This is a genomic window from Streptomyces sp. NPDC058691 (assembly GCF_042714775.1).
Lineage (GTDB): Bacteria > Actinomycetota > Actinomycetes > Streptomycetales > Streptomycetaceae > Actinacidiphila.
In genome coordinates this window covers 1-18,144 of record NZ_JBHXSO010000099.1, presented here as the reverse complement: position 1 = coordinate 18,144, position 18,144 = coordinate 1, and the positions used below count along the sequence as shown (strand labels likewise).

15 protein-coding genes and 1 pseudogene are annotated in these 18,144 nt (G+C 72.7%); 10 read left to right on the top strand and 6 right to left on the bottom strand.

Annotated elements, in window-relative coordinates:
- From ACFWVC_RS36980 to ACFWVC_RS36965, 4 genes and pseudogenes are all read right to left on the bottom strand, one after another.
- Window positions 1–333, bottom strand: a pseudogene (locus ACFWVC_RS36980) (SAM-dependent methyltransferase); the annotation flags it as partial.
- Window positions 330–1,607 (bottom strand): class I SAM-dependent methyltransferase, encoded by a 1,278-nt coding sequence (locus tag ACFWVC_RS36975; RefSeq protein WP_384298255.1) that lies wholly within the window; start codon window positions 1,605–1,607, stop codon window positions 330–332. The gene ACFWVC_RS36975 and the pseudogene ACFWVC_RS36980, both read right to left, overlap by 4 nt.
- Complete coding sequence (locus ACFWVC_RS36970) at window positions 1,604–2,353, bottom strand: DUF1365 domain-containing protein (protein ID WP_384298249.1); 750 nt, start codon at window positions 2,351–2,353, stop codon at window positions 1,604–1,606. Before ACFWVC_RS36970 ends, ACFWVC_RS36975 begins: the two co-directional genes overlap by 4 nt.
- Window positions 2,347–3,621 carry an NAD(P)/FAD-dependent oxidoreductase gene (locus tag ACFWVC_RS36965; RefSeq protein ID WP_384298246.1) on the bottom strand — a complete coding sequence of 425 codons (1,275 nt, stop codon included), beginning with the start codon at window positions 3,619–3,621 and terminating at the stop codon, window positions 2,347–2,349. Before ACFWVC_RS36965 ends, ACFWVC_RS36970 begins: the two co-directional genes overlap by 7 nt.
- Before the next feature lie 175 nt (window positions 3,622–3,796).
- On the opposite strand from ACFWVC_RS36965, the gene ACFWVC_RS36960 reads away from it, so the two are divergent.
- The gene (locus ACFWVC_RS36960) at window positions 3,797–4,543 is read left to right on the top strand and encodes an alpha/beta hydrolase (protein WP_384298243.1); all 747 of its coding nucleotides are present in this window, start codon (window positions 3,797–3,799) and stop codon (window positions 4,541–4,543) included.
- Window positions 4,540–6,039 (top strand): SDR family oxidoreductase, encoded by a 1,500-nt coding sequence (locus ACFWVC_RS36955; protein WP_384298240.1) that lies wholly within the window; start codon window positions 4,540–4,542, stop codon window positions 6,037–6,039. Before ACFWVC_RS36960 ends, ACFWVC_RS36955 begins: the two co-directional genes overlap by 4 nt.
- 79 nt (window positions 6,040–6,118) lie before the next feature.
- Here ACFWVC_RS36955 and ACFWVC_RS36950 read toward each other — a convergent pair whose 3' ends face one another.
- Window positions 6,119–6,562, bottom strand: a complete 444-nt coding sequence (locus tag ACFWVC_RS36950; protein WP_384298258.1) for a MarR family winged helix-turn-helix transcriptional regulator — start codon at window positions 6,560–6,562, stop codon at window positions 6,119–6,121.
- A 202-nt stretch (window positions 6,563–6,764) separates the two neighbouring features.
- Between ACFWVC_RS36950 and ACFWVC_RS36945 the strand changes: the two genes are divergently transcribed.
- Window positions 6,765–8,903 carry an MMPL family transporter gene (locus ACFWVC_RS36945; protein ID WP_384298233.1) on the top strand — a complete coding sequence of 713 codons (2,139 nt, stop codon included), beginning with the start codon at window positions 6,765–6,767 and terminating at the stop codon, window positions 8,901–8,903.
- Here the strand turns inward: ACFWVC_RS36945 and ACFWVC_RS36940 are convergent.
- Window positions 8,891–9,385, bottom strand: coding sequence for a DUF3145 domain-containing protein (locus ACFWVC_RS36940; protein ID WP_319662641.1), 495 nt, complete (start codon window positions 9,383–9,385; stop codon window positions 8,891–8,893). The genes ACFWVC_RS36945 and ACFWVC_RS36940 overlap by 13 nt on opposite strands.
- A gap of 236 nt (window positions 9,386–9,621) precedes the next feature.
- Here ACFWVC_RS36940 and ACFWVC_RS36935 point away from each other — a divergent pair, with 236 nt between their 5' ends.
- From ACFWVC_RS36935 to mmsB, 7 genes are all read left to right on the top strand, one after another.
- The gene (locus ACFWVC_RS36935) at window positions 9,622–10,518 is read left to right on the top strand and encodes a GDSL-type esterase/lipase family protein (RefSeq protein WP_384298225.1); all 897 of its coding nucleotides are present in this window, start codon (window positions 9,622–9,624) and stop codon (window positions 10,516–10,518) included.
- A gap of 204 nt (window positions 10,519–10,722) precedes the next feature.
- Window positions 10,723–11,883, top strand: coding sequence for a mandelate racemase/muconate lactonizing enzyme family protein (locus tag ACFWVC_RS36930; RefSeq protein ID WP_384298222.1), 1,161 nt, complete (start codon window positions 10,723–10,725; stop codon window positions 11,881–11,883).
- Window positions 11,880–12,902, top strand: coding sequence for a zinc-binding dehydrogenase (locus ACFWVC_RS36925; protein WP_384298219.1), 1,023 nt, complete (start codon window positions 11,880–11,882; stop codon window positions 12,900–12,902). The genes ACFWVC_RS36930 and ACFWVC_RS36925 overlap by 4 nt, the downstream gene beginning before the upstream one ends.
- A gap of 150 nt (window positions 12,903–13,052) precedes the next feature.
- Complete coding sequence (locus ACFWVC_RS36920; protein ID WP_384298216.1) at window positions 13,053–14,099, top strand: hypothetical protein; 1,047 nt, start codon at window positions 13,053–13,055, stop codon at window positions 14,097–14,099.
- 6 nt (window positions 14,100–14,105) lie between these two features.
- Entirely contained in the window at window positions 14,106–15,224 is a 1,119-nt protein-coding gene (gene chvE, locus ACFWVC_RS36915) for a multiple monosaccharide ABC transporter substrate-binding protein (protein WP_384298213.1), read from the top strand.
- A gap of 65 nt (window positions 15,225–15,289) precedes the next feature.
- Window positions 15,290–16,840: a multiple monosaccharide ABC transporter ATP-binding protein gene (mmsA, locus tag ACFWVC_RS36910; RefSeq protein ID WP_384298210.1), complete on the top strand. Its 1,551-nt coding sequence runs from the start codon at window positions 15,290–15,292 to the stop codon at window positions 16,838–16,840.
- Between the two features lies 1 nt (window position 16,841).
- Complete coding sequence (gene mmsB, locus ACFWVC_RS36905) at window positions 16,842–18,098, top strand: multiple monosaccharide ABC transporter permease (protein WP_384298207.1); 1,257 nt, start codon at window positions 16,842–16,844, stop codon at window positions 18,096–18,098.
- The last annotated feature ends 46 nt before the right edge of the window (window positions 18,099–18,144 follow it).

Genomic DNA, 18,144 nt, shown 5'->3' with positions numbered 1-18,144 from the left:
GAGCCGCAGCGCGGCGCCGGCCGCCCGCAGGCGGTCGGCGGCGGTCAGCCGCGGCGGGTTGACGCTGCCCTCGCGCACCGCGCGCCAGACCGTGCGCAGGGCCTCGGTGAGATCGCCGCGCACGTCGAGGTCGCCGGAGATGTAGGCCTCGGCCAGGCCGAGTTCGCCGGGCTCCCAGAGCAGTCGGCGCAGCGCGCGCCGGGAGCGCAGCACCACCATCGGCGCGTCGCGCGGCCCTGCGGTGCTCCCGTCCCAGGCCCGCAGCCGTACCGGCAGGGGGCCGCCGGTGAACTGCTCCAGCAGGGGGACGAGGGTGTCCGCGGCACTCTTCACCGGGCGGTCTCCTCTCTGGTGAGCAGCAGTTGGCGCACGTCGAGGTAGCCCGAGCGGAAGCCCGCCTCGGAGTAGGCGAGGTAGAGGGCCCACATACGGCGGAAGGTCGCGTCGAAGCCGAGGGCGTCGACCTCGGCGGCCCGCGCGGTGAAGCGGTCGCGCCACAGCCGCAGCGTCTCGGCGTAGTGCGCCGCGAAGCCGGTGCTGTCCTCGACGCGCAGCGCCGTGTGCTCCGCGAGGGTGCGCCCGATTGCCTCGGGAGAGGGGATCAGGCCGCCGGGGAAGATGTACTTCTGTATCCAGGTGTACGTGTGGCGGGTGGCCAGCATGCGGTCGTCTGCCATGGTGATGGCCTGCAGCGCGATCCGGCCGCCGGGGGCGAGCAGTCGGTCGAGGGCGCCGAAGTAGACGGGCCAGTAGTCGGCGCCGACGGCCTCGATCATCTCGACGCTGACGATCGCGTCGTAACGGCCGGTCACCTGGCGGTAGTCGCACAGCAGCACCGCCGCCCGGCCGGACTGGCCGGCCGCCTCGATGCGCTCGGTGGCCAGCCGGCGCTGCTCCTCGGAGAGGGTGACGGTGACGACCTCGGCGCCGCGCCGGGCGGCGCGCACGGCGAGTTCGCCCCAGCCGGTGCCGATCTCCAGCAGCCGGGTGCCCTCGCCGACCCGCGCGAGGTCCAGCAGGCGGTCGATCTTGCGGTGCTGGGCGTCGGCGAGCAGTTCGGGCGCGGCGGGCAGGGCGCGGAAGACCGCCGAGGAGTAGGTGAGGGTCTCGTCCAGGAAGAGCGCGAACAGCTCGTTGGACAGGTCGTAGTGGGCGTGGATGTTGTCCCGGGCGCCGTCGAGGGTGTTGCGGCGCTCGCGGGGCTGCCGGCGCGCCCACAGGGCGCGCAGCTTCTGCAGCGGCCGGGGGACGAGTTCGGTGACGTGGCCGGCCAGCACGGTGAGCACCGCGACGAGGTCGGGCGCGTCCCACTCGCCGGCCATGTAGGACTCGCCGAAGCCGATCAGGCCGCCCGCGCCCACGCGGCGGAAGAAGGCGTCGGGGTCGACGATCTCGACCGCGGGCCCGCCGGTGCCGAGCACCGGGCCGCCGGGCCCGAGGCGGCAGCGCAGCGGCAGCCGGGACAGGGCGCGGCGCACGACGACGCCGGCGACGGCGGCGCGGGCGCGTGAGCACTGCGGTGGTGCGGCGGCGTCCGGCCAGCGGCGCGGGTCCACGCCGCCGGCGGCGGCGGTAACGGATGCGGGGACGGGGACGGACGTGGTCACTCGAAGCCCTCCTGGGACCGGTGGACGGGGCGCCGCAGCACGGGCAGTCCGCGCAGCAGCAGTCGGATGCCGTGCCGGCGGATGCCGGCCGACACGGCGGCGGTGGACCAGGGATGGCGCAGCGCGGAGCGCAGCAGGAACGGGGCGGTCCCGGGCCGCCGTTCGCCGCGCACGGTGGCGGTGAACGGCCGGGTCTCCTCGCGCTCCAGGTGGACGGTGAGGCGGAGCGCGGCGTCCGGCTCCGGCAGCCGCATGCGGTAGGCACCGTCGACGGGGAAGAACGGCGAGACGTGGAAGTCCTTGGCGACGCTCGCCGCGCCGGCCTCGTCGGTGCGCAGCAGGTAGGCGTGGCGCTCGCCGTAGGTGTTGTGGACCTCGGCGACGACGCAGGCCAGGGCGCCGTCCGGCGTGTGGCACCAGTAGAGGGTCAGCGGGTTGAAGACATGGCCGAGGACCCGGGCGTGCGTGAGCATCCGCACCGGGCCGCCCCGCAGGTCCACGCCGCGCGCGGCGAGCCAGGTGTCCAGGGCGGCCCGTACGGTGGGCTGCCGGCCGCCGAAGTGGTCCCGGGCGTCGAAGCGGGCGAAGGGGCGCAGCGGCGCGGGAAGCCGGGGCGGCCGGCTGGGGTCGATCAGCCACATGTACGTGCGATGGGTGAAGGCGTGGCCGACCGGGCGGGTGCGGACGTGGGTGATCACGCACTCGTACAGGGCGGGCACGTCCGGCGGGGCGGCGGCGGTCACCATCGCGCCCCCAGCGTGCGGGCGGCCTCGGCGCCGGAGCGGCAGCCGTCCTCGTGGAAGCCCCAGCCGTGGTAGGCCCCGGCGAAGGCGGTGACCGAGGTGTCCAGAGTGGGCAGCAGGCGCTGCGCGGCGACCGACTCCGGTGTGTAGACGGGGTGTTCGTAGACCATGCGGGCCAGCACCCGGCCCGGGTCGACCAGTTCCTCGCCGCCGAGGGTGACCAGGAAGTGCTCGGGGCTGTCCAGCCGCTGGAGCCGGTTCATGTCGTAGGTGACCCGCACGCCGCCGGGCGAGGGGGCGCACGAGGGCATCAGGTAGTTCCACGAGCCGCGGGCCCCGGGGCTGCGCGGCAGCAGCGAGGTGTCGGTGTGCAGCAGCGTGGGGTTGCGGGAGTACGGGATCGCGCCGAGCACCGCGCGCTCCGTGGCGGTGGCGTCGGCGAGCAGACGCAGCGCCTGGTCGGGGTGGGTGGCGACGACCACCGCGTCGTACTCCTCGCTCTCGCCGTCGTCGGTGACGATCTCGGCGCCGTCGGCGTGCCGCCGCAGGGCGCGTACGGGGGTGGCGGTACGGAGGGCCGTGAGCCGCTTGGCGATCCGCTCGACGTAGACGCGCGAGCCGCCGGTGACGGTCTTCCAGGTGGGCGAGCCGGACACCGAGAGCATGCCGTGGTGGTCCAGGAACCGGAAGAGATACGCGGCCGGGTAGTCGGCCGCGGTCCGCGGCGAGCACGACCAGACGCAGGCCACCAGCGGGGTCATGAAGTGCGCGACGAAGTACGCCGAGAATCGCCCCGCACGCAGGAACTCGCCCAGCGTGGTGGCGTCGTCGCGGGCGTCGTCCCCGGCCAGCAGCCGCCGGGCCCTGCGGTGGAAGCGCGGCACCTCGGCCAGCATGCGCAGGTACTCCGGGCGCACTCCGTTGCGCGGCTGGGCGAACAGCCCGCCGGGCCCGCGGGCGCCGGCGTACTCCAGGCCGCAGCCCTCGCACCGCACGGACATGCTCATCTCGGACTCCTGTGTGGGGACGCCGAGTTCGGCGAAGATCCGCAGCAGGGTGGGGTAGGTGCGCTCGTTGTGCACGATGAAGCCGCTGTCGACCGCCGTCACCCGTCCGTCGGCGGAGGCTAGGTCGTGGGTGTGGGCGTGCCCGCCCAGCCGGTCGTCCGCCTCGAACAACGACACGTCGCAGTGCCGTTGCAGTGCGTAAGCGGCGGTCAGTCCGGCCACCCCGCTCCCCACGACCGCGATCCGGCGCCTTGTGTCGGTCATGCCGCTCCCTTCGTGCCCCGTCTCTCCCTGCTGGTGATTCGTAGACCTGCGGCCGGCGGATTGGCCGCTCGGGCAATCCGGTGGGGGCTCCGCCTCGAATCCCGGGCAGGAACAGGACGGGCGGCGGCGGAGGGAGCGGCGGATAATGACGGAGAGTGCGAGGAGAGGCGATCCGATGACGTTCGGTGACGGCGCTGTGTGTGCCGACGGCACCGAGGGCGCCGACGACGGTGCGGCGCCGCACACGGCGCTGGTCCCGTACGCGCTCCCGGAACGCCCCACGGCCGCCGTCCTGCTGCTGCACGGCGGCCGCGCCGAAGGCCTGGAGCCGCCGACGCGGTGGAACCTCCCCGGGGCCCGGATGCGGCCGTTCTTCCGCGCCATCGGCCGGGCCACGGCCGGGCACCGGGTGGCGATCGCCGGGGTCCGCTACCGGCACCGCGGCTGGAACGGCGACCGGCAGGACGCCGCGCGCGACGCGTGGCGGGCGCTGGAGGCCCTGCGGGCGCGCGCCGGTGCGGTGCCCGTCGTGCTGGTCGGCCACTCGATGGGCGGCCGTGCGGCGCTGCGGGTGGCCGGGCATCCGCTGGTGGGCGGGGTCGTGGGGCTGGCCCCGTGGTGCCCGGCGGGCGAGCCGGTGGGGCAGTTGGCGGGCCGCCGCCTGGTGCTGCTCCACGGTGACCGGGACCGGGTCACCGATCCGGCCGCGTCACTGGTCCTGGCCGACCGGGCGCGCGCGGCGGGCGCCCTGGCCTGCCATCTGACGGTGCCGGGCGGCGACCACGCGATGCTGCGGGAAGCCGGCACCTGGCACGCGACTACCGCCCGCGTGGTGGCGGGGCTGCTGCGGCTCGCCCCGCTGCCGCCGGACGTGGCGAGCGCCCTTTCGGCACCGGGCGCCGGAAGGGGACGACCGGGATGACAGGGACGACCGAGAACACCGCCCTCACCTGCCTGGTGACCGGGGCCAGCGGCTACATCGGCGGCCGCCTGGTCCCCGAACTGCTCGACGCCGGCCACGCGGTGCGCTGTCTGGTCCGCACGCCGGGGAAGCTGCGCGACCATCCCTGGGCGGCCCGCGCCGAGGTGGTGCGGGGCGACGTGACCGACGAGGAGTCGGTGCCGGCGGCGATGGAGGGCGTGGACGTCGCGTACTACCTGGTCCACGCGCTGGGCAGCGGCCGGGACTTCGAGGAGACCGACCGCCGGGCGGCGGAGATCTTCGGCCGCGCGGCGAAGGCGGCGGGCGTGCGGCGGATCGTGTACCTGGGCGGGCTCACTCCGGCCGGGGTGCCCGAGCGGGAACTGTCGCCGCATCTGCGCTCGCGCGCCGAGGTGGGCCGGGTGCTGCTGGCCTCGGGGGTGCCGACGGCCGTGCTGCGGGCGGCGGTCATCATCGGCTCCGGCTCGGCCTCCTTCGAGATGCTGCGCTACCTGACCGAGCGGCTTCCGGTGATGGTCACCCCGCGCTGGGTCGGCACCCGCATCCAGCCGATCGCCGTGCGGGACGTACTGCGCTACCTCGTCGGCTGTGCGACGCTGCCGCCCGAGGTGAACCGCGCCTTCGACGTCGGCGGCCCGGACGTGCTCACGTACCGGGACATGATGCTGAAGTACGCCGAGGTCGCGGGGCTGCCGCCGCGGCTGATCGTGCCGGTGCCGGTGCTGACCCCCCGCCTGTCCAGCCACTGGGTGGGGCTGGTGACCCCGGTGCCCGCGAGCCTCGCGCGCCCGCTGACGGAGTCGCTGCGGCACGAGGTGGTCTGCCGCGACCACTCCATCGCCACCTGGGTACCCGACCCGCCGGAGGGCATGATCGGCGTCGAGCGGGCGCTGGAACTGGCCCTTCAGCGGATCCGGGACGCCAACGTGGTCACCCGCTGGTCGTCGGCCTCGGTGCCCGGCGCGCCCAGCGATCCGCTGCCCACCGATCCTGACTGGGCCGGCGGCAGCCTGTACACCGACCGTCGCTGCCGGGTGGTGGACGCCTCACCGGAGGCCCTGTGGCGGGTGATCGAGGGCATCGGCGGCGAGAACGGCTGGTACTCCTTCCCCCCGGCCTGGGCGGTGCGCGGCTGGCTCGACCGCTTCGTGGGCGGGGTGGGACTGCGCCGGGGACGGCGGGACGCGGCACGGCTGCGGGCCGGCGACTCGCTGGACTTCTGGCGGGTCGAGGAGATCGAGCCGGGGCGGCTGCTGCGGCTGCGGGCGGAGATGCGGCTGCCGGGACTGGCCTGGCTGGAGCTGTCGGCCGGCCGGGACGACCGGGGCCGCACGGTCTACCGGCAGCGCGCCCTGTTCCACCCCCGGGGCCTGGCGGGGCACGCGTACTGGTGGAGCGTGTCGCCTTTCCACGCGGTGGTGTTCGGCGGCATGGCCCGCAACATCGCCTCGGCCGCCCAGCAGACCCCGGCGTAGCCCCACGACGGCCCGGGGGCCGACCGCGGGCCGAGCCGCGCGCAGGGGCGGTGCCTCGTGAACGCGGCCCCGCCGGGGCTCAGGGGCGGCCGGGGACCGGTGGCTCGTCGGGGGTGGGTTCGCCGTGCAGGACGGCCAGTTCGTCGTTCATCGCGGTCAGGAAGCGTATGACGACGCTGAGTTCGTCCTCGGTGAAGCGGGCGCGGGCCGCGTCCGTGCCGCGGGCGAGCGGCTGGAAGAAGGCGCGGGCCACCGCCTTCGCCTTGGGCGCGTAGTGCAGGTGGACGACGCGCCGGTCGGCCGTGTCGCGGGTGCGGCGGATGTGGCCGGCCCGCTCCAGCCGGTCCAGGCAGGCGGTGACGGCGCCGGAGGTCAGATTGAGCCGTTCGCGCAGCAGTCCCGGGGTCATCGCCCCGCCGTGCCCGTCGCCGTCCAGGATCGCCACCAGGGCCTGCACGTCGGTGTGGTGCAGATGCCGGCTCTGCGCGAAGTCCTGCGCGATGCGGTTGAACTCTCCGTTCATCCGGCGCAGTTGCACGGCGAAGGCCCGAAGCCCCGTGGGGGACTCGGGCTGGTCGATGTGGTCGCGGTCGTCGCGGTCGTCCTGGTCGTGATCGGGCACCCCTCCATCGTAAATAATCTCGACGGCTAAGATAATTGATGAGTGAGATATATCCTGTGGACAACAGAGGGAGACCTCCGCACGCACCCCCACGGGAGAAGCGATGACATCCGTGCCGCGCACCGTCCGATGGCTGCTCCCCGTGGTGCTGCTGGTCGCCTGGCTGGGGATCGGCGGCACCCTCGGCCCCTACGCGGGCAAGCTGGGCGAGGTCTCCACCAACGACCAGGCGGCCTTCCTCCCGCGCAGCGCCGAGTCCACGAAGGCACTCGCGGAACGGGACGCCTTCCGCCGGGGCGAGACCGTGCCGGCGATCGTCGTCTGGACCGCGGAGCGCGGCCCCGTCACCGGGGCCCAGCGCGACGCCGCCACCGCCGCGCTGGCCTCCCTGGCCGGGACCGAGGGGGTGACCGGACACCCCTCCCCCGCGCTGCGCTCGCCGGACGGCCGGGCGCTGGAGGGCGTGCTGCAACTCCGGCCCGACCTCGGGCGAAAGGTGCAGGCCACCGTCGACCGGATCTCCGCCGTGGCCGGGCGCGTGCCCGGCACCACCGCCCACGTCGCCGGCCCGGCCGCCTCGCAGGCCGACCTGGGCGACGCCTTCGCGGGCATCGACGGGCTGCTGCTGCTCGTCGCCCTCGGCGTGGTGCTGGTGATCCTGCTGCTGGTCTACCGCGCGGTGCTGCTGCCCCTGGTCATCATCGCCGGCTCGGTCCTCTCCCTCGGCCTCGCCTGCGGCGTGGTGTACGTGCTCGCCGACCACGGCGCGGTCCGGGTGGACGGCCAGGTGCAGGGCATCCTGTCGATCCTCGTCATCGGCGCCGCCACCGACTACGCCCTGCTGCTGTCGGCCCGCTTCCGGGAGGAACTGGCCGGGCTAGGCGACCGGTTCGCCGCGATGCGGGCGGCGCTGCGCCGCTCGGCGGGGGCGATCGTGGCGAGCGCCGCCACCGTGGCACTCGCGCTGCTCGCCCTGCTGGCCAGCGACCTGACGAACAACCGCGCGCTGGGCCCGGTCGGGGCCGTCGGCATCGTCTGCGCCGTGGCGAGCAGCCTGACCTTCCTGCCCGCCGTCCTGCTGCTGCTCGGCCGGGCCGCCTACTGGCCCGCCCGGCCGCGTCCGGCGCGGGAGGGGGGCCGGGGCGTCTGGCAGCGGGTGGCGGCGCTCGTGGACCGGGCGCCGCGCCGGGTCTGGGCCGCGAGCCTGGCGGTGCTGGTCGCCTGCGCGGCCTTCTCCCCCGCCCTGACCGCCCGGGGCGTGCCGCTGGACGAGATCTTCGTCCACCAGGCCCCCTCGGTGACCGCGCAGCGCGTCCTCGGCGAGCACTTCCCCGGCGGCTCCGGCAACCCCGCCGTGGTGGTCACCGCCGCGGACCGGCTCACCGAGGTGACCCGGGTGGCCGAAAGGACCGCCGGCGTCTCCTCCGCCGCCGCGGTCACGGCCTCCGGCCGCCCCGGCCAGGGCGAGCCGCTGACCGCCGGCGGCCGGGCGCTGCTGGAGGTGACGCTGAGGGACGCCGCCGACAGCGACGCCGCCAAGGCCACCGTGGAACGGCTGCGGCGCGGCGTCCACGCGGTACCGGGCGCCGACGCGGTGGTCGGCGGCTACACCGCACAGCAGCTGGACACCCAGCGCACCGCCGAGCGCGACCGCACGCTCGTGGTGCCCGTCGTCCTCGCGATCATCCTGCTGATCCTGGTGGCGCTGCTGCGCAGCCTGCTGCTGCCGGTGCTGCTGGTCGCCACGGTGGCACTGAACTTCGCCGCCACCTTGGGCGTGTCGGCGCTGGTCTTCCCGCATGTGTTCGGCTTCTCGGCGACGGACGCCTCGGTCCCGCTGTACGGCTTCGTCTTCCTGGTCGCGCTCGGCGTCGACTACAACATCTTCCTGATGACCCGGGTCCGCGAGGAGACACTGCGGCACGGCACCCGGCAGGGCGTCCTGCGCGGCCTGACCGCCACCGGGGGCGTGATCACCTCGGCGGGCGTGGTGCTGGCGGCGACCTTCGCGGCGCTGGGCGTGATCCCGCTGGCCTTCCTGGTGCAGATCGCCTTCATCGTGGCGTTCGGGGTGCTGCTGGACACCCTGCTGGTGCGCTCCCTGCTGGTGCCCGCGCTGGTACGGGACATCGGAGCGCGGGTGTGGTGGCCGGGGGCCGCGGCGCGGTCCGCGGAGGACGACGGCACGCCGCAGGACCCCGCGGCGGGGGCCGCGGAGCCGAGGGAGCGTCAGACCACCTGATGCAGCCACCGGACGGGGGCGCCCTCGCCCGCGTACCGGAAGGGCTCGAGCTCGTCGTCCCAGGGCTTGCCGAGGAGCTTGGCGACCTCGGTCTCGAGGTCGGCCTCGCCCTTGCGGGCCCGGGCGAGCGCGGCGCGCAGCCGGTCCTCGGGGATGAGGATGTCGCCGTGGATGCCGGTGACGGCATGGAAGATGCCCAGCTCGGGGGTGCTGCTGTAGCGCTCCCCCTCGGCGGAGGGGCACGGCTCCGCCGTCACCTCGAAGCGCAGCAGATGCCAGCCGCGCAGCGCGGACGCCAGCTTGGAGGCGGTGCCGGGGTCTCCTTGCCAGGAGAACTCGGCCCGCCAGGTGCCCGGAGAGGCGGGCTGGCGGATCCAGTCGAGGTTCACGCGCACGCCGAGCACGCCCGCGACGGCCCACTCGACGTGTGGGCACAGCGCGCGCGGTGCGGAGTGCACGTACAGAACTCCACGTGTCGTCACCGGGACCTCCAGTGTGGGACGAGGTACGCCTTCCCCAGCGGCCTCATGCCCATAACCGAGCCATCCGGGACAGCAGTGGACATTCTGCACTAATCATAACGAATGAGACAAGATCTGACTTCTGATCACCTCTTTCACACCACGCGTCAGGGAAAAAGCTACCGCGCGGCGTCACCCGAGGAGTGACGTACTGTCGGGATCACCGAGAAGTCACCCACTCGTCCGAGGGAGCAGCGATGCGGGAGTCGCTCCGCCGCGGCGCGCGCCGCGCCACCACCGCCCTGGCCGGCCTGCTCACGACTGCCCTGGTGGCGGGCTGTTCCGTGACCGTCACGGGGACCCCGGGGGCCGCCCGGAGCGGCGCCGCGACCCCCCGTCCGGGCGCCTCGGCCGCCCTCGCGTGGAACACCCGGCCGGCCTCGCTGGCCGCTCTCGGGGATTCCATCACCCGGGGTTTCGACGCGTGCGGTGTGTTGACGGACTGTCCGCAACTGTCCTGGGCGACCGGCAGCGGGAGCTCGGTGACCAGCGTCGCCGGCCGGCTGCTCGCCCGCCCCGCCACCGCGAGCTGGAACCTGGCGGCCAGCGGCGCGCGGATGGCCGACCTGCCGGCCCAGGCGGAACGGGCCGTGGCGCTGCGGCCGCAGCAGGTGGTGATCCTCATGGGCGCCAACGACGCGTGCGCGACCAGCACCTCCCGGATGACCCCGGTGGACGCGTACCGGCGCGAGTTCGCGACCGCGCTGCGCACCCTGCACCGGGCGCTGCCGAGAACCCAGGTCTTCGTCGCGAGCGTGCCCGACCTGCTGCGGCTGTGGGACGTCGGGCGGCGCAACGCGCTGGGCCGGCAGATCTGGAAGCTCGGCCTGTGCCCCTCGATGCTGGCCGACCCCGAGTCCACCAGCGCCGCGGCGAACACGCGGCGGCAGACGGTGCGGGAGCGGGTGATCGCGTACAACGCCGCGCTGGGGCAGGAGTGCGCGCGGTACGAGCGCTGCCGCTATGACGGCGGCGCGGTCTTCGACTACCGCTTCACCTCGGCGGAGTTGAGCCCCTGGGACTGGTTCCACCCCAGCGCCCGCGGGCAGGCGCGGCTCGCGGGGATCGTCTACGCCGCGGCCTTCGGCTCCTGAGCGGTCGCCCGGCAGGACAGGCGAGTCCGTTCGTATACGACGGCGCGGCCGGTCTCCGGCATGCGGTCCGGCCTCACTTCGGCAACAACGCCGACACCTGGGCGCCACAGCCATTGACACCGCCCGGAGCCCGTAACTACGGTCCCTTCAACATTTCGAACGGGTGACGAAATCTCGAACGACCGTCCTTAAGGGGCAACTTCCGTGCGCATCACCGGCATCAGCACGCATGTGGTCGGCACTCCCTGGCGCAACCTCACCTACGTACTCGTCCACACCGACGAGGGCCTGACGGGCGTCGGCGAGACGCGCATGCTGGGCCACACCGACGCGCTGCTCGGCTACCTCCACGAGGCGGCCGCAAACCACATCACCGGATCCGACCCGTTCGCGGTGGAGGACCTCGTGCGGCGGATGAAGTACGGCGACTACGGCCGGGCCGGCGAGATCGTCATGTCGGGCATCGCGGTGATCGAGATGGCCTGCTGGGACATCAAGGGCAAGGCCCTGGGCGTGCCGGTGTGGCAGCTGCTCGGCGGCAAGGTGAACGAGAAGGTCAAGGCGTACGCCAACGGCTGGTACACCACCGAACGCACCCCGGAGGCCTACCACAAGGCCGCCCGCGCGGTCGTGGAGCGCGGCTACCGGGCCCTGAAGATCGACCCCTTCGGCACCGGCCACTTCGAGCTCGACCACGCGGCCACCACGTACTCCCTCTCCCTCATCGAGGCCGTCCGCGACGCGATCGGGCCCGAGGCCGAGCTGCTGGTCGAGATGCACGGGCGCTTCAGCCCGGCGACCGCGATCCGGATCGCGAAGGAGCTGGCGCCGTTCAAGCCGAGCTGGATCGAGGAGCCGGTGCCGCCGGAGAACCTCAAGGCCCTGGCGAAGGTCGCCGCGCACACCGACCTGCCGATCGCGACCGGCGAACGCATCCACGACCGCTACGAGTTCCGCGAGCTGTTCGAGCTCCAGGCCGCCGACGTCATCCAGCCCGACCTCGGGCACATCGGCGGCATCAACGAGGTCCGCAAACTCGCCGCCACGGCCGAGACGCACTACGTGCTGGTGGCACCGCACAACGTCGGCGGCTCGGTGCTCACCGCGGCGAGCCTGCAACTGGCGGGCTGCACCCCCAACTTCAAGATCCTCGAACACTTCAACGACTTCGCGGACTCCGAGATCAAGAAGGTCGTCAAGGGCGCCCCCGTGGTCGGGGCGGACGGGTACTTCACCCTGTCGGACGCCCCGGGCCTCGGCGTCGAGCTCGACGTGGACGCCGCCGCCGAATTCCCCCAGCAGCAGGCCCGCTTCGACCTGTGGGCCGAGGGCTGGGAGCGCCGGCAGCCCGGGGGCACCAAGTGACGGGCCCGCGCGCCGTCGTCCTCGACGGGCCCGGCCGGCACCGGATCGTGCCCGCGGAACCGGCCGCGCCCGGCCCGGGCGAGGCGCTGGTGCGCGTGCACGCGGCCGGAATCTGCGGCAGCGACCGCGAGGTCCACGCGGGCACCCGGCCCGAGGGGTACGTCCGCTACCCCGTCACCCCCGGCCACGAGTGGTCCGGCACGGTGGAGGCGGTCGGCCCCGGGGTGACCGCGGACCTGGCCGGCCGCAAGGTCGTCGGCGAGGGCTTCCGCAACTGCCAGGTCTGCGACCGCTGTCACGCCGGGGAGACCACGCTGTGCGGCGCCCCGTACGAGGAGACCGGCTTCACGCGGCCCGGCGCCATGGCCGACACCCTCACCCTGCCCGCCCGGCTGCTGCACGTCCTGGACGACGCCGCCGACCTGCGCTCCGCCGCACTCCTGGAACCGGCGGCGTGCGTGGCGGCCGCGCTGCTGAAGGCACCTGCCGCGCCGGGCGAGCGGGTGGCCGTCGTGGGCACCGGCACGCTCGGGATGCTGGCGGTGCAGTTCCTGGCCGCGGTGTCCCCCGCCGAACTCCTCGTGGTGGGCGCCCGGCGCGACCGGGAGGAACTGGCCGCGTCGTTCGGCGCCACGATGTTCCGCACGTCAGGCGAACTGCCGGACGCGGCGGCCGCGGACTTCGACCTCGTCGTGGAGGCGGCCGGTTCCGCCTCCGCCGCGCGGACCGGCGCGGGGCTGCTGCGCCGCGGCGGCCGGCTGGCGCTGACCGGCATCCCGGAACCGGGCGCCGCGCAGGGACTGGACCCCACCGACCTGGTGGTGCGCCAGCTGACCGTGCACACGGTGTTCGGGGCGCCGCCGGCCGCGTGGGCGCACACGGTACGGGCGTTCGGCGCGGGGGTGCTCCGCCCGGCCCCCCTGATCACGCACGAACTGCCGCTGGAGGACTACCCGGAGGCGCTCGGCCTGCTGGCGGGCCGGGACCCGAAGGTGGGCAAGGTGCTGCTGCACCCGTGAAGCGGCCAGGCACCGGAAGCTGCACCGGTACCGCCTTGGGCAGCGATATCCCCTCCGTACCGGCCCATACCCAATGACCCGAACGTCGTCCGATATCCCGAACATGCTGAAGATCTGGAACGGCACCACCGGCACCGACGAAGGAGCACCGTGACCGACGCCTCCCCTACGAGTCCCGACAGGACCGGCAACGCACCCGGCCCCCGTCACCCAGGGCGGCACGCGCTCGCCCTGCTCGGTCACGGTGCCCCGGCGGACGACCCGGCCGACACCTCCCCGCACTCCTTCCCCGACGGCGGCACCTGGCGCACCGAGATCCCCTCCGTGGAGGGCCCCGAGGCGCTGGCCACCGTGCTCCAGGAGGCCGGGCGGCTGGACGTTCCGGTGCACCGGATCAGCCAGGGCAGCGGCATCTGGATGCTGACCGACGCGGAGATCACCGAGATGGTGACCGTCTGCGCCGAACACGACGTCGAGCTCTGCCTGTTCACCGGCCCCCGCGGCACCTGGGACATCGGCGCCGCCACCCGCACCGACTCCCGCGGCGGCGGCCTGCGCGCCCGCGGCCACGACCAGCTGGCCGGCTGTGTCGAGGACGCCCTGCGGGCCGCCGCGCTCGGCGTGCGCTGCCTGCTCGTCGCCGACGAGGGCGTGCTGTGGCTGCTGCACCGGCTCCGCGCGCAGGGCCTGCTGCCCGCCGACACCACCTTCAAGGTCTCCGCGCTGGTCGGCCCGGTCAACCCGGCCGCCTACGCGGTGTGGGAGCGGCTCGGCGCCGACTCCGTCAACATCCCGTCCGACCTGACCCTCCAGCAGATCACCGAGATCCGCCGGACCAGCCGGGCCCCGATGGACTTCTACATCGAGGCCCCCGACGACCTCGGCGGCTTCGTCCGGCTCTACGACGCGGCCGAGCTGATCCGCCGCGGCGCCCCGATCTACCTCAAGTTCGGCCTGAGCAAGGCCCCCGGCATCTACCCGTACGGGCGGCAGTTGCGGGACGTCGCCCTGGCGTCCGCCCGTGAACGGGTCCGCCGCGGGCGCCTCGTGCTCGACCTGCTCTCCCGGCTCGGCGCGGACGGCGGGCTCTCCCCGCTGGGCGCGCGGCTGCCGGGTCCGCTCCAGCGCTTCCCCCTCGACATCGCGACCGACCCGGACCATGCGAACGACCCCCGCCTGGCCCCCGAAAGGATCTGATCAGCCATGCGCATCGCCAGAGCCGCCCACCTGCGCACCTCCGCCGCACTGATGGCCACCCTCGCCCTCGGCGCCACCGCGACCGCCTGCGGACAGAGCGACAACACCAGCGGCGGCAGCAGCAACGGCGACAAGGGCACCATCGGCATCGCCATGCCCACCAAGTCCTCCGAGCGCTGGATCGCCGACGGCGACAACATGGTCAAGCAGTTCCAGGCCAAGGGCTACAAGACCGATCTGCAGTACGGCGACGACAAGGTGGAGAACCAGGTCGCCCAGATCCAGAACATGATCACCAAGGGCGACAAGCTCCTGGTCGTCGCGGCCATCGACGGCTCGGCCCTCAGCGACGTGCTGCAGCAGGCGCACGACGCGGGCATCAAGGTCATCTCCTACGACCGCCTCATCCTCGGCTCGCCGAACGTCGACTACTACGCCACCTTCGACAACTTCAAGGTCGGCCAGCTCCAGGCGGGCTACATCGTCGAGAAGCTCGGTCTGAAGGACGGCAGCAAGAAGGGCCCCTTCAACATCGAGCTGTTCGCCGGCTCGCCCGACGACAACAACACCAAGTACTTCTTCAACGGCGCGATGGACGTGCTCCAGCCCTTCATCGACAAGAAGGAGCTGGTGGTCAAGAGCGGCCAGAAGGGCCTCACCCAGGTCACCACCCTGCGCTGGGACGGCGCCACCGCCCAAGCCCGCATGGACGACCTGCTGAGCAAGTCGTACACCTCCGAGGACGTGGACGCGGTCCTGTCCCCGTACGACGGCATCTCCCGCGGCATCATCTCGGCGCTCAAGAGCGTGAGCTACGGCACCGGCAAGAAGCCGCTGCCGATCGTCACCGGCCAGGACGCCGAGGTCGCCTCGATCAAGTCGATCATCGCGGGCGAGCAGGCGCAGACCGTCTACAAGGACACCCGCGAACTGGCCAAGGTCGCCGTCCAGATGGGCGACGCGGTGCTCACCGGCGGCAAGCCCGAGGTCAACGACACCAAGACCTACGACAACGGCACCAAGGTCGTCCCGACCTACCTGCTGCCGCCGGTCAGCGTCGACAAGTCCAACTACAAGGAGGTCGTCGTCGACTCCGGCTACATCAAGGAGTCCGAGCTCCAGTAGTCCCGGAGCCGGACCACGACCGGCGATCGCCACCTCCCACCATCCGAGGAGAACGGAAAGCAGGAATGGCCGGACCCGTCCTCGAAATGCGCTCCATCACCAAGACCTTCCCAGGGGTCAAGGCGCTCTCCGATGTCACCCTGACAGTGGCCGAGGGCGAGGTCCACGCCATCTGCGGTGAGAACGGTGCGGGCAAGTCGACCCTGATGAAGGTGCTCAGCGGGGTCTATCCGCACGGCAGCTACGAAGGGGAGATCCTCTTCCAGGGGGAGCCCTGCGTCTTCCGCGACATCCGCGCCAGCGAGCAGCGCGGCATCGTGATCATCCACCAGGAGCTCGCCCTGGTGCCCTACCTGTCGATCGCCGAGAACATCTTCCTCGGCAACGAGCACTCCACCCGCGGCGTCATCAGCTGGAACGAGACGCTGCGGCACGCCGGCACCCTGCTGAAGCGGGTCGGGCTCGCCGACCCGCCCAACACCCGGGTCGCCGACATCGGCGTGGGCAAGCAGCAGCTCGTCGAGATCGCCAAGGCGCTGTCCAAGGAGGTCAAGCTCCTCATCCTGGACGAGCCGACGGCCGCCCTGAACGACGAGGACAGCCGCAAACTCCTCGATCTGATCCTGGAATTCAAGGAACACGGCATCTCCTGCATCATCATCTCGCACAAGCTCAACGAGATCGCCAAGGTCGCCGACTCCATCACCATCCTGCGGGACGGCCGGACCATCGAGACGCTCGACATGAAGGCCACGGCCGAGGACGGCACCCCGGCCGTGACCGAGGAGCGGATCATCCGCGGCATGGTCGGCCGCGACCTCGACCACCGCTTCCCCGAACGCGAGCCCGACATCGGCGAGGTGGCCTTCGCCGTCGAGGACTGGACCGTGCACCACCCGATCGACCAGCAGCGCAAGGTCGTCGACGGGGTCTCGCTCAACGTTCGGCACGGCGAGATCGTCGGCATCGCCGGGCTGATGGGCGCCGGCCGCACCGAACTGGCCATGAGCGTCTTCGGCCGCTCCTACGGCCGCGGCATCTCCGGCCGGGTCTTCCTGCACGGGCAGGAGATCCGCACCCGTACCGTCCCCGAGGCGGTCGGCCACGGCATCGCCTACGTGACCGAGGACCGCAAGCGCTACGGGCTCAACCTGATCGAGGACATCAGCCGCAACATCTCGCTGGGCGCCCTGTCCAAGGTGGCCCGGCGCGGCATCGTCAACGAGCACGAGGAGGCCCGGGTCGCCGAGTCCTTCCGCTCGACGATGAACATCAAGGCCCCCACCGTCTTCGAGACCACGGACAAGCTGAGCGGCGGCAACCAGCAGAAGGTCGTCCTCAGCAAATGGATCTTCGCGGGACCGGAGATCCTCATCCTCGACGAGCCCACGCGCGGCATCGACGTCGGGGCCAAGTACGAGATCTACACGGTCATCAACGACCTGGCGGCCCAGGGCAAGGCCGTCGTCTTCATCTCCTCCGAACTGCCGGAGCTGCTCGGCATGTGCGACCGCATCTACACGATGTCGGCGGGCCGGCTGACCGGGGAGATCCCGCGCGAGAGCGCGACCCAGGAAGTGCTGATGCGCCACATGACCATGGACCGAGGTAAGTGAGATGGGCAGCCCGGTGAAGACCGACAAGACTCCTCCGCCGCCCGCCGGGGGCGCGGGCGCGGCCGTCGCGGGGGGCGGACCGGCGGGCACCGCCGGCTTCCTCCTGCAGGCCGCGCGGCGCAACATGCGCCAGTACGGCATGATCATCGCGCTAGTGCTGATCGCCGTGCTGTTCCAGATATGGTCCGGCGGCATCCTGCTCAAGCCGCAGAACGTCACCAACCTGATCGGCCAGAACAGCTACATCCTCATCCTGGCCATCGGCATGATGGTGGTGATCATCGCCGGCCACATCGACCTGTCCGTCGGATCGCTGGCGGCCTTCGTCAGCGCCGCCGCGGCCGTGATGATCATCCACCACCATGTCCCCTGGCCGCTGGCCCTCGTGGCATCCCTGGTCGTCGGCGCCGTGGCCGGGGCCTGGCAGGGCTTCTTCATCGCGTATGTCGGCATCCCGTCCTTCATCGTGACGCTGGCCGGCATGCTGATCTTCCGCGGCGGCACGCAGATCCTGCTGGAGGGCCAGTCCGTCTCGCCGTTCCCCACCGGCTTCCAGAAGATCGGCAACGGCTTCCTGCCCGAGGTCGGGCCGCACACGAACTACCACAACCTCACCCTGCTGATCGGCCTCCTGGTCATCGCCATCGCCGTCGTGCAGGAGATCCGCGACCGCCGCCAGCAGCTCGCCTACGACCTCGACGTGCTGCCGCGCAACTTCTTCCTGCTCAAACTGCTCGCCATCATCGCCTGCGTGGTCGCCTTCACCATGACGCTGGCCAGCTACCACGGTGTGCCCATCGTGCTGCTCATCCTGGCGGGCCTGCTGATCGTCTTCGGCTTCGTGATGCGCAACGCGGTCGTCGGCCGGCACGTCTACGCCCTCGGCGGCAACCAGGCCGCGGCGAAGCTCTCCGGCGTCAAGGACCGGCGCGTCGTCTTCCTGGTCTTCGTCAACATGGGTGTGCTCGCCGCCCTCGCCGGTCTCGTCTACGCCGCGCGGCTCAACGCCGGCGTCCCCCAGGCCGGCATCAACTTCGAGCTCGAGGCCATCGCCGCCGCCTTCATCGGCGGTGCCTCGGCGACCGGCGGCGTCGGCACGGTGCTGGGCGCCATCATCGGCGGCCTGGTGCTCGGCGTCCTCAACAACGGCATGTCGCTGGTCGGCATCGGCACGGACTACCAGCAGGTCATCAAGGGCCTGGTGCTGCTGGCCGCGGTCGGCTTCGACGTGTGGAACAAGCGCAAGGTCGGATCCTGACGTCCGCCCTCGCGAAAGCGCCGCGGCGCCGGCCGCCGTCCGTCAC

What these genes read in the sequence shown, in the direction of transcription:
- mmsB (WP_384298207.1), top strand. Translation starts at nt 16,842, where the DNA reads ATGGGCAGCCCGGTGAAGACCGACAAGACTCCTCCGCCGCCCGCCGGG.
- ACFWVC_RS36960 (WP_384298243.1), top strand. Translation starts at nt 3,797, where the DNA reads ATGACGTTCGGTGACGGCGCTGTGTGTGCCGACGGCACCGAGGGCGCC.
- ACFWVC_RS36970 (WP_384298249.1), bottom strand. Translation starts at nt 2,353, where the DNA reads ATGGTGACCGCCGCCGCCCCGCCGGACGTGCCCGCCCTGTACGAGTGC.
- chvE (WP_384298213.1), top strand. Translation starts at nt 14,106, where the DNA reads ATGCGCATCGCCAGAGCCGCCCACCTGCGCACCTCCGCCGCACTGATG.
- mmsA (WP_384298210.1), top strand. Translation starts at nt 15,290, where the DNA reads ATGGCCGGACCCGTCCTCGAAATGCGCTCCATCACCAAGACCTTCCCA.
- ACFWVC_RS36965 (WP_384298246.1), bottom strand. Translation starts at nt 3,621, where the DNA reads ATGACCGACACAAGGCGCCGGATCGCGGTCGTGGGGAGCGGGGTGGCC.
- ACFWVC_RS36955 (WP_384298240.1), top strand. Translation starts at nt 4,540, where the DNA reads ATGACAGGGACGACCGAGAACACCGCCCTCACCTGCCTGGTGACCGGG.
- ACFWVC_RS36935 (WP_384298225.1), top strand. Translation starts at nt 9,622, where the DNA reads ATGCGGGAGTCGCTCCGCCGCGGCGCGCGCCGCGCCACCACCGCCCTG.
- ACFWVC_RS36950 (WP_384298258.1), bottom strand. Translation starts at nt 6,562, where the DNA reads ATGAACGGAGAGTTCAACCGCATCGCGCAGGACTTCGCGCAGAGCCGG.
- ACFWVC_RS36945 (WP_384298233.1), top strand. Translation starts at nt 6,765, where the DNA reads ATGACATCCGTGCCGCGCACCGTCCGATGGCTGCTCCCCGTGGTGCTG.